The sequence below is a fragment of the Nocardia sp. NPDC019323 genome, assembly GCF_044389845.1.
Taxonomy (GTDB): Bacteria; Actinomycetota; Actinomycetes; order Mycobacteriales; family Mycobacteriaceae; genus Nocardia; species Nocardia implantans.
In genome coordinates this window covers 90,655-103,824 of record NZ_JBIRYN010000010.1, presented here as the reverse complement: position 1 = coordinate 103,824, position 13,170 = coordinate 90,655, and the positions used below count along the sequence as shown (strand labels likewise).

The 13,170-nt window shown below is 70.7% G+C and carries 9 protein-coding genes; 3 read left to right on the top strand and 6 right to left on the bottom strand.

Going from position 1 to position 13,170, the window contains the following annotated elements:
• Positions 1-230: 230 nt before the first annotated feature.
• Complete coding sequence (locus tag ACH49X_RS28895) at positions 231-1,241, top strand: 4-hydroxy-3-methylbut-2-enyl diphosphate reductase (RefSeq protein ID WP_195082561.1); 1,011 nt, start codon at positions 231-233, stop codon at positions 1,239-1,241.
• Positions 1,242-1,267: 26 nt separating this feature from the next.
• On the opposite strand, the gene ACH49X_RS28890 is transcribed toward ACH49X_RS28895, so the two are convergent.
• A complete protein-coding gene (locus ACH49X_RS28890; RefSeq protein ID WP_357110796.1) occupies positions 1,268-2,128 on the bottom strand; it encodes a DUF6542 domain-containing protein in 861 nt (286 codons plus the stop codon).
• Positions 2,129-2,187: 59 nt separating this feature from the next.
• Positions 2,188-3,333 carry a DNA recombination protein RmuC gene (locus ACH49X_RS28885; RefSeq protein WP_357208288.1) on the bottom strand — a complete coding sequence of 382 codons (1,146 nt, stop codon included), beginning with the start codon at positions 3,331-3,333 and terminating at the stop codon, positions 2,188-2,190.
• A 307-nt stretch (positions 3,334-3,640) separates the two neighbouring features.
• On the opposite strand from ACH49X_RS28885, the gene ACH49X_RS28880 reads away from it, so the two are divergent.
• Positions 3,641-4,813 carry an exonuclease SbcCD subunit D gene (locus tag ACH49X_RS28880; protein ID WP_195082564.1) on the top strand — a complete coding sequence of 391 codons (1,173 nt, stop codon included), beginning with the start codon at positions 3,641-3,643 and terminating at the stop codon, positions 4,811-4,813.
• A 34-nt stretch (positions 4,814-4,847) separates the two neighbouring features.
• Complete coding sequence (locus ACH49X_RS28875; RefSeq protein WP_357208290.1) at positions 4,848-8,096, top strand: AAA family ATPase; 3,249 nt, start codon at positions 4,848-4,850, stop codon at positions 8,094-8,096.
• A 28-nt stretch (positions 8,097-8,124) separates the two neighbouring features.
• Here the strand turns inward: ACH49X_RS28875 and ACH49X_RS28870 are convergent, their stop codons facing one another.
• The 4 genes from ACH49X_RS28870 to ACH49X_RS28855 form a co-directional block, all read right to left on the bottom strand.
• On the bottom strand, positions 8,125-8,667 hold the full coding sequence (locus ACH49X_RS28870; protein ID WP_195082566.1) for a methylated-DNA--[protein]-cysteine S-methyltransferase: 543 nt from the start codon (positions 8,665-8,667) through the stop codon (positions 8,125-8,127).
• Entirely contained in the window at positions 8,664-10,283 is a 1,620-nt protein-coding gene (locus tag ACH49X_RS28865; RefSeq protein WP_397071367.1) for a DNA-3-methyladenine glycosylase 2 family protein, read from the bottom strand. Before ACH49X_RS28865 ends, ACH49X_RS28870 begins: the two co-directional genes overlap by 4 nt.
• Before the next feature lie 172 nt (positions 10,284-10,455).
• Positions 10,456-10,650 (bottom strand): YbdD/YjiX family protein, encoded by a 195-nt coding sequence (locus ACH49X_RS28860; RefSeq protein ID WP_323124607.1) that lies wholly within the window; start codon positions 10,648-10,650, stop codon positions 10,456-10,458.
• A gap of 62 nt (positions 10,651-10,712) precedes the next feature.
• Positions 10,713-12,971 carry a carbon starvation CstA family protein gene (locus ACH49X_RS28855; RefSeq protein WP_195082569.1) on the bottom strand — a complete coding sequence of 753 codons (2,259 nt, stop codon included), beginning with the start codon at positions 12,969-12,971 and terminating at the stop codon, positions 10,713-10,715.
• Positions 12,972-13,170: the final 199 nt, after the last annotated feature.

The window sequence follows — 13,170 nt, the reverse complement described above, 5'->3', positions numbered from 1 at the left end:
GGTCGTCCGCCGGCCGCGGCGCACCGCCGATCGGCGGGAATCGCGTGGCGGTGTGCTCATAGTGCGGAGAATAGACCCAGGTCCCGGCTCCAAGTGTCCGAGACAATCGCGACACCCGGTCGTCGGCGCGAGCCGCGCCCGTCTTCCCGCCGCTCGGCGCCTGCGCTGCCCCGGTGTGACGGGCAACTCCCGCACGTGGCGCGAACCCGGGCCGCACGTATCCTGTGGGCATGTCTTCGGCCATTCCCTTGAACGTCGGAATCGCCCGATCGGCAGGTGCGGGAAGCGCCGTCGCCGACGGCGGAAAACGCGTGTTGCTCGCGGAGCCGCGCGGGTACTGCGCCGGCGTCGACCGGGCGGTCGAAACCGTCGAGAAGGCGCTGGAGAAGCACGGTGCGCCCATTTACGTGCGCAAGGAGATCGTGCACAACCGGCACGTCGTGGAGACGCTGCGCGAGCGCGGCGTGATCTTCGTCGACGAGACCGACCAAGTGCCCGAGGGCGCGGTCGTCGTGTTCTCCGCGCACGGCGTGTCCCCCGCTGTGCACGCGTCGGCCGCCGAGCGCGGCCTGCACACCATCGATGCCACCTGCCCGCTGGTGACCAAGGTGCACCAAGAGGCGAAGCGGTTCGCCCGCGACGACTACGACATCCTGCTGATCGGTCACGAGGGCCACGAGGAGGTCGAGGGCACCGCGGGCGAGGCGCCCGAGCACGTCCAGCTGGTCGACGGGCCCGGCGCGGTGGACCAGGTCAGCGTGCGCGACGAGTCGAAGGTGATCTGGCTCTCGCAGACCACGTTGAGCGTGGACGAGACGATGGAGACGGTGCAGCGGCTGCGTGAGCGCTTCCCCGCCCTGCAGGACCCGCCGAGCGACGACATCTGTTACGCCACGCAGAACCGCCAGGTCGCGGTGAAGGCGATGGCGCCGGAATGCGATCTGGTGATCGTGGTCGGATCGCGCAACTCGTCGAACTCGGTGCGCCTGGTGGAGGTCGCGCTCGGTGCGGGCGCCAAGGCCGCGTACCTGGTCGACTTCGCTCGCGAGATCGACCCGGCCTGGCTCGACGGCGTCGGCACGATCGGCATCACCTCCGGCGCCTCGGTGCCCGAGATCCTGGTCCGCGGCGTGCTGGACCGGCTGGCCGAGTACGGCTACGGCGATGTCCAGCCGGTCACCACGGCCAACGAGACCCTCGTCTTCGCCCTTCCGCGCGAACTGCGCGACGCCAGGCGCTGAGGCCCCACGCCGATGGTGCGGGGCGGCTACAGATTCTCCGGCCTGCGCCGTTCCGGGCGGCCCGATTCGCGGTAGCGGACGTTGGGCTGAGGGTGCGGCGGCATGTCGCGGCGGCGGCCCGCGCCGCGCGGTGGTTCGCCTTCCGGCCGCGGCATGGCGGCGGTCGGGCGAGTGGCGCCACGGGCGGGAGCCCGTCCTTCGCGCGGACGGGAGGGGGCGACACGCGGCGGGGTGTCGGCGACCTGCGCCGCCGGTCGGCGGGCCGGCCGGGCGGCGGGCTGGTCCGCGTCGGCCGATTCCGGCTCGGCGGGCTCGCCCTTCGGGCGGCGGGTTTTGCGGCGCGCCGGCTCCGCGGACCCGCGGGACGAACGGCCGGGCTTGCTCTGCTTCCCCGGTGACTTGCCCCAGCTGTCGCGCTTGCGTGACGACGACGGCTGGTCGGCTCCCTCCTCCTTGCGGTGCAGATAGATCCGTGCGCCACCGATCAGCAGCACGACCACCGTGGCCAGCATCATCGTGGGGAACCGGTTCACCAGCGGAATCGCCAGGTTCAGCAGGATGTCCTTCATCGAGGTGGCGCCACGGCCGGTGAGTTGCTGGTAGGCCAGCGGCACGGCGACGAACAGCAGCAGCGGCGGCAGCACCATCGTGCTGAACAAGCCCCGGTAGCGAACGGCGGCGACGGCCGCGACACAGCCCACGACGTACAGCGCGGCGAACGTGCCGGTCAGCTCGGCGCCGCCGCCGCTGGCATCGATCAGAAATCCCAGAAACGTGCAGGCAACCGCGATCAGGATCGCCGCGCCGACCGGGATCCCCGGCACCGACGGCAGGATCGAGCGTTGCGGCGCGGGCACCCGGGATCGCACACGTTCGGAAGCAGCCACGATATGCACACTAGTTGCCGCCGCTCCCGGCGGCGTGGCGGCACGGCCATACTCCCCGGTTACTCGCCCGCGTCGGCGAAGCTCACCGCGCGCGGCCGGGAATCCACGCGTCCGATCTCGGGCACTCCCTGTTCGGCTATCTCCAGCTCGTGCAGTTTGCGCGCGGTGACCATCACCCGCGACTCCACCGAGGCCACCGTGTCGTTGAAAGCCTCTACAGCTCTGCCGAGTTGCGCCCCCAGCCGATCCAGGTGTCTTCCCGTGGTGCCGAGACGTTGATACAGCTCGCGGCCGAGACGCTGCACGGTGGCCATGTCCTTGGACAGCGCCTCCTGCCGCCAGCCGAAGGCGATGGTGCGCAGCAACGCGATCAAGGTGGTGGGAGTAGCGAGGATCACATCGCGGCCGAACGAGTACTCCAGCAGCTCGGAGTCGGTGGTCAGAGCGGCGTCCAGGAACGGATCGCCGGGCACGAACAACACCACGAATTCCGGCGCCGGGTCGAAGGCGGCCCAGTACGCCTTGTCCGACAGCTGGTCGACATGCGCGCGCAGATGTTTGGCGTGCCTGGCGAGCAGATCGGCGCGCACGTCGGGGTCGTCGGTGCCGCAGGCGTCCAGATAGGCGGCGAACGGCACCTTCGCGTCCACCACGATGTGCCTGCCGCCCGCCAGGCGCACCACCAGATCGGGTCGCACCGTGCGGTCGTCCGCGCCGCGACCGGTGCGGCTCACCTGGGTCCGGAAATCGCAGTGCCTGGTCATCCCGGCCAGCTCGACCACCCGCTCCAGCTGGATCTCGCCCCATCGGCCGCGTACCTGAGGGGCGCGCAGCGCCGCGACCAGCTGACCGGTCTGCCCGGTGAGCCGGTGCGAGGTGCGCTGCATGCTCGCGACCTGCTCGCGCAGGCTGGAATACGCGGAGAGCCGTTGCCGCTCGACCTGCTGGATGTGCTCGTCGAGCGCCCCGACCGCCGCGCGCAGCGGTTCCACCAGCGCGCCGACGGCGTGCGAATGCCTCCGCGCGGCATCCTCGTTGGCCGCGGTGAGCGACTGCCGCAACAGTCGTTCGTTGTCCGCGACCGCCGCCAGCCGCGCCTCGGCCGCCGCAGCGCGATGCCCGGTTCGCGCGGCGCGGCCGAGCCAGCCGAGGCCGAAACCGGCGGCGAACACCAAGAGCAGGGCGACGAGCACGGGTGCGGTCATGGCGCTGATAGTGCCGTAGGACACCGACAAGAACGCGCATCTGGCAACTGTCCGGCATCGTGCCGGAAATGGGGCTCGGCCAGCGCATTGCCGCAGACTCCGCATAGCTGTTCGGGTTCTGGCATCCGGTGTCGTCCACGTCGTGGGATTCGGGAGGGCAAGAGGTGCGTGAGGTTTCGGTCTGTCGGTGATCGGCGACCGGCCGACTCGCCGGGCCGGTGGACACGCCGGGCCCTGGCCTGGCGAACCCGGCACAACGGGCGGGTCGATTGAAGTCTGTCGGTGCCGTGCCCTACGGTTTCGCGGCATGCGGATGCTGCACACCTCGGACTGGCACATCGGTCGCACGTTCCACGGGGTCGATCTGCTTGCCGATCAGGCTCGTTCACTGACCGCCGTCGCGGAGTTGGTGGCCGAGGAATCGGTCGACGTGGTGGTGCTGCCGGGTGACGTATACGACCGGTCGATCCCCAGCGCCGACGCGATCGCGGTGTGCAACCGGGGATTCGAGGCGATCCGCGCCGCGGGGGCCCGGATCGTCGCCACCTCGGGCAACCACGATTCGCCCGCCCGGCTGGGTGCGGGCGCGAGCTTCGCCGCGGCGGGCGGGCTGCATCTGCGCACCACCGTGGCCGACGCCGACCGGCCCGTGCTGCTGGAGGACGAGCACGGGCCGGTGGCGTTCTACGGCATCCCGTACTTGGAACCGGAGATCACCCGCGCCGAACTGGAAGTGCCGCAGGCACGCTCGCACGCCGAGATCCTGGACGCGGCCATGGCCCGGGTGCGTGCCGACATCGCGCGGCGGCCGGGGGTGCGAACGGTCGTGCTGGCGCACGCCTTCGTGGTCGGCGGGGAAGCCACCGGATCGGAGCGCTCCATCTCGGTCGGCGGCGTGGAGACGGTGCCGCTCGCCGCTTTCGACGGCATCGATTACGTGGCCCTCGGTCACCTGCACTCACCCCAGACTCTCACGGACGCGGTGCGTTACTCCGGCTCGCCGCTGCCGTACTCGTTCGGCGAGAGCGCGCATCGCAAAGCGGTGTGGATCGTCGACTTGGACGCTTCCGGCCTGCATGCCGTGCGCCGCAGGGACCTGCCGACCGTCCGGGGCCTGAGCAAGCTGACCGGCACGCTGGACGAACTGCTGAGCGGCGCGGAATTCGGCGCGGCCGAACAGCACTATGTGTCCGCCGTGCTCACCGACGTCGCGCGCCCGGTCGACGCCATGCGCAAACTGCGCGAGCGGTTCCCGTACGCGGTGCACGTCGAATGGGCGCGGCCCGAGGGCAGCCCGGAACTGCGCTACCGTGAGCGGGTGCACGGCCGCCGCGACATCGAAGTAGCCCACAGCTTCCTCACCGACGTCCGCGGCGCACCGAGCCCGAGCGAGATGGCCTGGCTGGAGCGGGCGCTGTCGGCCGCCGTCGCGGAACCGGAGCAGGTGGCCGTAGCCGCCGCCGAGGAACTGACCGCATGAGCACGTCGCCGAGGCCGGGCGTGGGCGCGGCGGCATGAGGCTGCACAAGCTGGAGATGACCGCTTTCGGCCCGTTCGCCGCCACCACGGTCGTCGATTTCGACGCGCTCGGCGCCGACGGGTTGTTCCTGCTGCACGGCCAGACCGGCGCGGGCAAGACCACGGTGCTGGACGCCATCGCGTTCGCGCTCTACGGCCGGGTTCCCGGCGCGCGCGGGGAGAGCAAGCGGCTGCACTCCGATCACGCGCCGGAGCAGACGCCGCCACAGGTGGTGCTGGAGGCCACCTTGGGCGGGCGGCGGCTGCGCCTGACCAGGAGCCCCGAGTTCCAGCGCCCCAAGCGCGACGGCACCGGTATGCGCACCATCAACCCGAAGGCGACGCTGACCTGGCTGGACGGCAGAGGCGAGAACCTGTCCCGGATACCGGATATCGGCGAGGAGGTGCTGCGCCTGCTCGGGATGAGCGCCGACCAGTTCTTCCAGGTGGTGCTGCTGCCCCAGGGCGATTTCGCCCGTTTCCTGCGAGCGGACAACGAAGACCGCGAGAAACTGCTCGAAAAACTCTTCGACACCAGGCGTTTCGGCACGGCGGAGCAGTGGCTCGCCGACAAACGCCGCGCCGCCGAAGCGGATCTGGATGCTCGCACCGACGGTATCAAGCGGCTGATCACACAGGTGGGCATGGCCGCGGGAGTGACGGATTCGGTCGGTACGGCCGAGTGCGTCGGATGGTCGCAGGATCTGCTGGCCACCGCGCGTGCCGATCTGACCGCCGCCGTTGCGGAAGTCGAACGTTGCCAAGCGGAATCGGCCCGGGTCCGGGAGCAGGCAGAACAGCAGCGTCGGCTGCACGAATTGCGCCGCCGCATGAGCGCGGCCCGCGCGCAACTCGACGAGTACGCCGCCGGGGCCGATCGACGCGCGGCATTGCAAGCCGAACTCGACCTCGCTCGCCGAGCCGAGCCGGTCGCCGCCGCCATCGTCGAAGCGCGTTCGGCGGTGCAGAACCAGCGCAGGCGCGACAGCGAAAAGGACTCGGCGGCGCAGCGGCTGGCGGACCGCTTGCTGGAACCGGCCAGCGCCGAACTCGGCGGAACGGAACTGGTCGACGGCAGCCGGATTCGCGACGACGCCGACATCGACGCCGCGGTCCAGCGATGGAGCGCGCAGATCGGCGCACTGGACGAAGTGCAAGCCGACGCCGCCACCGCCACCGAACTCGGCGGTGAACTCGACGCTCTGCGCGCCGAGGACGCGACGCTGGCCTGGCGCGTCACCGAACTCACCGCGCGACGCGACCAACTGCCCGCCGCGCTCACCGCGGCCGAGGCCAGGCTGCGCGAGGCCACCGAAGCGATCGCCGCCCTGCCCGGCATCACCGCGGAGACCGAGCGATTGCAGGCCGCCGCCGCGGCCGCGGTCGAGCTGGCGGCGCGGCGCACCGCGCTCGACCACGCCCGCGTCGAGCTCGACGCCGCCCGCGCCGCGCACCTCGACGCCAAGGAGCTGGTGCTTGATCTGCGTGAGCGCAGGCTGAGCGGAATGGCCGCCGAACTGGCAGGCGAGCTGGTCGACGGAAGTCCGTGCGCGGTCTGCGGTTCGGTGCGGCATCCCGCACCGGCCCAGCCGACCGACGACGCGGTGTCCAAGGATGAGGAGGAGACCGCGGCGGCGGCCGAGCGCGCCGCGGAGGACACCCGCGACCGTGCGCTGGCCCGCATCACCGGCCTGGAGCGCGAGATCGAAGCGCTGGTCGCTCGCGGCGGCGACACCGACCGGGTCGAACTCGCCGCGGCTCTGCGCGCCGCGACCCTCCGCTACGAGGACACCTCGGAGCTGGCCGCCAACGCCGACGGGCTGGAAGCCGAACTCACACGCCTGCGCGGCGACGAGGCGCGCCTGCACGACGAGCTGCGCGCATCCGAGGCGCGCCGCAGCGCGGTCGCGGCCACCGCCGCCTCCGCCGAGAAGCGTCTCGCCGAACTCACCGACCGGCTGCGCGGCGCCGCAGGCGCCGACCAGACCATCGACCGCCGCCGCGCCAGGCTCGTGGCTCTCGTCGCCGAGGCGACCGCGCTGCGCGATGCCCGCGCCGAGGCGATGGCAGCGCGTGAACAGGTGTCCCTGATCGCCGATCGGGTTGAGAATCTGGCGCGCGCAGCGGGTTTCGTGCCTGAGGGTGAGTACGGCGGTCCGGTGTCGGTTCTCGGGTCCGCGTCTGCCGCCACCGAGAATGCGGCTCGGTCCGGGGAAGGTTCGGCTTCATCCGGGGAAAGTCCGGCTCCGTCCAGGGACGGTTCGGCTCAGCCGACGGAATCCGGCGAGACCGCCTCCGCTCCGGCTCCCGGCGGCGGGGCGGAACCGGCGCAGCTCGACACCGGCGCTCGCGCCACGGTGGCAGACGATGTCGCACGCTTGACCGCCTACGCGAAAGTCGTCAACGCCGCGTCGCGCGACTCCCGGCGGCAGGCCGAGATCGAAGCGGAACTCGTGGCCGCCGACCGCGCCCGCGCCGCCGCCGAAGCGGTGCTGGCCGAACCGGAGATCCGAGCGGCGTCGGAGCGCGAGCCCGGCGATGAGGCCGAGCTCGACGCGCTGGTGACGGCCGCGCAGACCGCGCTCAACACGGCGGTGGCCGCTCATGCCGAGGCGAGCAGGCGAGCAGGCCAGCTCGAGGAGCTGGGCGGTCAGCTCTGGGCTGCCGTGGACCGGATCGCACCGGCGCAACGAGCGTTCGAAGAACTCGACGGCCTCGCCGACCTGGTCGCCGGGCGCGGTGCGAACAACCGCCGCATGTCCCTGCACTCCTACGTCCTGGCCGCTCGCCTGGAAGAAGTCGCCCAGGCGGGATCGCTGCGGCTGCGCCGGATGTCCGGCGGCCGTTACGAATTCGTCCACTCGGACAAGGCAGGGCCGCGCGGTCGCCGAGGCGGGCTGGGCCTGGACATCCGTGACGATTACACCGGAGCCATCCGCCCGGCCAAGACGCTGTCGGGCGGCGAGACCTTCATGGCCTCCCTTTCGCTGGCACTCGGGCTCGCCGACACCGTCGCCGCCGAATCCGGTGGTCTGGTGCTCGACACCCTGTTCATCGACGAAGGATTCGGCGGCCTGGACGCCGACACCCTGGACGCCGTGATGGGCGTCCTCGACGAACTCCGCACCGGCGGACGGGTGGTCGGCGTGGTCAGCCACGTGGACGAGATGCGCCAGCGCATCCCCAGCCGCCTGCACGTCGTGCGCGGCCGCGACGGCTCCCACCTTCAAGCCACCATCGCCTGAGCGCGTTTCGCCAAGCGGCCTTCTCCGCTCACCTCTCGTGGTCGAGCAGCCACCGTTTCACCGGCAGCCCCCAGCGGAAGCCGCCGAGTGCGCCGCCGATGCGGAGGATGCGGTGGCAGGGCACGAAGAGGGCGGCGGCGTTGCGGGCGCAGGCGTTGGCCGCGGCGCGAGTGGCGTCGGGGCGGCCGGCGCGGGCGGCGAATTCGGTGTAGGTCAGCGGGCCGCCCGCCGGGACGGCGCGCAGTACTTCCCAGGCGTGCAGGAGGAATTCACCGGAGTGCTGGCGAACCGGAATCGGGTCGATCGCGGTGAGATCGCCTTCGTGGTAGGCGGTGACGGCGGCGGTCACCTCGCCCAAGGCATCCCGCTGTCGCAGTCCGGCGGGCCGCAGGGTGGGGTGGATCAAACCGCGCAGGTTCTCCGCGTCGGATGTCCAACCGGAGGCCAGTACCGCGCCGTCGGAGTCGACGAGGGTGGTGAACGGGCCGAGCGGTGTCTCGCTGACGGCGTAATCCGCTGTGGCGGTCCGGGTGCCGCCGACCTCGGTGCGGACGGCGATGCTGGCGTTCATGATTGGACACTGCCTTTCGTGGTAGTGAGCGCTGGGCTGTCGGAAGGGGTGATGCGGCTGGTCAGCGCCGCTTTCCACAAGTGCATGGACAGGTATGACCGCCACGGAGCCCAGCGCGCGGTATCGGCCGGATCGATGCCGAGCAGGCTCGCGCCGCGGCGGACGACCAGATCCGTGCTGAGCAGGACGTCCGGATCGGCGAGCAGGCGCATGGTGACGTAGTCGGCCGTCCACGGCCCGACGCCGTCCAGCGCGAGCAGATCGCGGCGCAGATCGGCGGCGGTGCGCCCCTGGTGCAGCGCCAGCTCGCCGGAGGCGAGCGCCTCGGCCGCCGCGATGATGGAACGGATGCGCCGCGCCGGCCCGGTCAAGACCTCGGCGCCACGCTCGGCGATCACCTCCGGGGAGGGGAACAGCAGCGGGATCGGTCCGTCAACCCGTTCCCCGAGCGCCTCGACCAGCCGAGCGGTGTGCGTGGCCGCGGCCGACACCGAGATCTGCTGCCCGATCATGGTGCGCAGCAGCAGTTCGGCGCCGTCCACGGACCCGGGCACGCGGATACCGGGGGTGAACGACGGGCGATCCGCGTCGAGCGGCTCCAGCTCGGGCACCGCTTCGGGCTCGGCCGGCGACCCCGCTCCCGCGTCGGGCAGATACTCGGCGGCCTGTTCCGGCGGCCGTAGCACGGAGCCGGGCGCCGCGGACCCGACGCCGAGCGCTTCATCGATCCCGACGGGGTCGGCATCCAGGTCGAGCAGGTGCCGCAGCCTGGTCACCGTCGGCGCGAGGTCGCGCATGTCGTGCAGGGACAGTTCCGCCCGCACATGGTCGCGCTGGAAGCTGAGCCGGGCGGTGGCGTGCCCGTGCGGAGTGCGCAAGTTCCTGGTGTAGGTGCGGTCCTCCCACAGCTCCATGCCCGCCACTACATGCGCGGACAGGAACCATTCCAGCCAAGCCCGGTCGAGCGGCTCCCGGTAGGGCAGCCGCAGGGTGAGCGATCCGCTGCCGAGCGGCGCCGAACGCGCGGGCGCGCCGGTCTTCGCGCGCTGCGCTTCGAGGCGCATGGTGGTGGGGCTGACCGCGAACACCTCACGCACCGTGTCGTTGAACTGGCGGATCGAGGCGAAACCGGCCGCGAACGCGATATCGGACATGGGCATCGCGGTGGTCTGGATCAGCAGCCGCGCCGTGTGCGCCCGATGCGCCCTGGCCAGCGCCAGCGGTCCAGCGCCCAGTTCGGTGGTCAGCACCCGGGTGAGCTGGCGCTGGGAGTAGCCCAGGGTGGCGGCCAACCCCGGGACGCCGGCCCGCTCGACCACGCCGTCACCGATCAGCCGCATCGCCCGCGCGGCCAGATCCGCCCTCGTGTTCCACAGCGGCGAGCCGGGCGCGGCGTCGGGCAGGCAGCGGCGGCAGGCGCGGTAGCCCGCCTGCTGCGCCGCGGCGGCGGTCGGCAGGAACGACACGTTGGCACGCTTCGGCGTGATCGCCGGACACGAAGGGCGGCAATAGATTCCAGTGGTGCGCACCGCGGTGAAGAATTGCCCGTCGAATCGCGAGTCCCGGGTCGACACCGCCCGGTAGCAACGTTCGAAATCCAATGCCGTGATCGTCACGCCCACCACAATGGCAGCTGCGGCGAACCCGCGCTAGCGGGAATCGGCCACCACTGCTGGTGGTGGTCGCGACCTCGCACGACGGGTATGACATCGCACAGCCGCTGCCCGGGCAGCGGCTGTGGCAACTACCAAATCGGCCTGCGGCGACGCGCGCCGAGAATTCTTTCGCTCAGCAGCACCGGTTGGCCGGATTGCGATCCGCCTCGGCATGCCGCTGCCGCCAGTACTCCCGCTCGGTCGGGATGGCGCGGCCGGGATGCCTGCGCCGCAGGTGCTCGACGTAGCGCTGGTAGTCCTGTCCGCCCAGGATCGAGTTGAACCACCAGAGGCCCGCGCGGACACCGCCGCCGCAGGCGCGGGCCACGGCGCGCAGCCGCGCGCCGACCGGTCGCGCGGACCGATCGGCACCCGGCTGCGCGGAGTCGCTCATTGCGCGTGGACGTGGGCCGCGCCGGAGGGGCGCACCTTCCCGGCCGCGATCAACTCGTCCCACTGCTTCTGGACTTCCTTCTCCGCGGCGGTGGCGACGAACCCGCTGGGCGCGAAGATCTTCGACGGCTCCTCCGGCGTCTCGGTGGTCGTCGTCTCCCCGGAGCGCCAGGCGCGGAAGGCCACCAGCGCGCCGACCACCGCCACGATCAGCACCAGCACCGCGAACACGATCGACAGCGTGCCCTGGATGAAAGTGTTACGCACGATCGCGTTCATATCGTCCTGGGTCTTCGCCGTCAGGCACAGCTTCCCGGCGTCCTGCGCGGCCTGGCAGATGCTGTGCTGCTTCCAGTAGCCCAGCTTCGGGTCGGCGGAGAAGATCTTCTGCCAGGAGGCGGTCATGGTCACCAGCAGATCCCAGACCAGCGGGATCGCCGGAATCCAAGCCCATTTCGCGAGGCCCTTCTTCACCACGATCACCAGCACCACGGTCAACGCGATGGCCGCGAGCAGCTGGTTGGCGATGCCGAACAGCGGGAACAGCGTGTTGATGCCGCCCAGCGGATCGGTGACGCCCATCAGCAGGATCGAGCCCCACGCGCCGACCACGACGGCCGAGCACAGCCACGCGCCAACCCGCCAGGACGGATCACGGAACTTCCGCGCCGCACCGCCGAAGTTGCCCAGCGCGTCGGAGAGCATGAACCGCGCCACCCGGGTGCCCGCGTCGATCGTGGTGAGGATGAACAGCGCCTCGAACATGATCGCGAAGTGGTACCAGAACGACTTCATGCTCGCGCCGCCCAGGAACTGGTGGAACACCTCGGAGATGCCGATCGCCAGCGTCGGCGCGCCGCCCGTGCGGGAGATGATCGATGACTCGCCCACATCGCTCGCGGCCTGGCTCAGTTCCGCCGGGGTGATCGCAGGACCGCTGAGTCCGAGGCCGTTGGTGTAGGCCGCGGCCTTCTCCGCGGTGCCGCCGGTGAGACCGAGCGGCGCGTTCATCGCGAAGTACAGGTGCTGGTCGATGATCGAAGCGGTGATGATCGCCATGACCGCGACGAACGACTCCATCAGCATGCCGCCGTAGCCGATCATCCGCGCGTGGGATTCCTTCTCCAGCAACTTCGGGGTGGTGCCGGAGGAGACCAGCGCGTGGAAGCCGCTCAGCGCGCCGCAAGCGATGGTGATGAACAGGAACGGGAACAGCGAACCCGCGAAGGCCGGCCCCGTGCCGCTGGAGGCGAAAGACGAGACGGCGGGCGCGTGCAGCACCGGCAGCGTGACCAGGATGCCGACCGCGAGCAGCACGATCGTGCCGACCTTCATGAACGTCGACAGGTAGTCGCGCGGGGCCAGCAGCAGCCACACCGGAAGCACCGAGGCGACGAAACCGTAGGCGATCAGCAGCCAGGAGATGGTCACCGGCGAGAGCGTGAACCAGTCCGCGCCCCACTCGGTTTCCGACACCCAGCCGCCGCCCACGATGGACAGCAGCAGCAGGGCGAACCCGATCACGGAGACCTCGCCGACCTTGCCCGGCCGCAGGAACCGCAGGTACACACCCATGAACAGGGCGATCGGAATGGTCATGCCGATCGAGAAGACGCCCCACGGGCTGTGCGCGAGCGCGTTGACGACCACCAGCGCGAGCACCGCGAGCAGGATCATCATGATCACCAGCACGCCGACGATGGCCGACCAGCCGCCGATCACGCCCAGCTCGTCGCGGGCCATCTGACCCAGGCTGCGCCCGCGCCGCTTCATCGAGACCCACAGCACCAGGTAGTCCTGCACGGCGCCGGCCAGCGCCACGCCGACCACGATCCAGATGGTCCCCGGCAGGTAGCCCATCTGCGCGGCCAGCACCGGACCGACCAGCGGACCCGCGCCCGCGATGGCGGCGAAGTGGTGCCCGTAGAGCACCCGCCGGTCCATCGGCATGTAGTCCTTGCCGTTCTCCAGGATTTCGGCGGGCGTGGCCAGGTCGTCGCGCGGTTTGACGATCTTGCGTTCGATGAACCTGGCGTAGAACCGATACGCGATGATGTAGGTGCACACCGCCGCGATCACGATCCACACCGCGTTCACCGATTCGCCGCGCGAGATGGCGAGCACCGCCCACGCTATGGCGCCGAGAACGGCGATCCCCGCGAAGATCAATTTCTTGGCCGGTGTGATCGGGGACTTGTCGACCACGCCGACGGGCGGCAGATCGGGATCGGTCCGCAGATATTCGATTGTCGCCATCTGCCTACTCTCCTGTAAAACGCGCAGGATCTTGCTCAAACACGTGACAACGTAACCGATCGGCGATCGCCGTCGTGCCGATTCCGGACGCCGGACGAGCACCGTGAAATATTGTTCATGTGTCGGCCGTCACCACCTGATTGCCGAACGTATGCTGCCATGCGGTTCGATGAGCTCCACATCCGCCCCGGAGGAGGGC

Coding starts and splice junctions, on each gene's coding strand:
- ACH49X_RS28855 (WP_195082569.1), bottom strand. CDS start 12,971: ATGGCGACAATCGAATATCTGCGGACCGATCCCGATCTGCCGCCCGTC.
- ACH49X_RS28895 (WP_195082561.1), top strand. CDS start 231: ATGTCTTCGGCCATTCCCTTGAACGTCGGAATCGCCCGATCGGCAGGT.
- ACH49X_RS28875 (WP_357208290.1), top strand. CDS start 4,848: ATGAGGCTGCACAAGCTGGAGATGACCGCTTTCGGCCCGTTCGCCGCC.
- ACH49X_RS28885 (WP_357208288.1), bottom strand. CDS start 3,333: ATGACCGCACCCGTGCTCGTCGCCCTGCTCTTGGTGTTCGCCGCCGGT.
- ACH49X_RS28870 (WP_195082566.1), bottom strand. CDS start 8,667: ATGAACGCCAGCATCGCCGTCCGCACCGAGGTCGGCGGCACCCGGACC.
- ACH49X_RS28880 (WP_195082564.1), top strand. CDS start 3,641: ATGCGGATGCTGCACACCTCGGACTGGCACATCGGTCGCACGTTCCAC.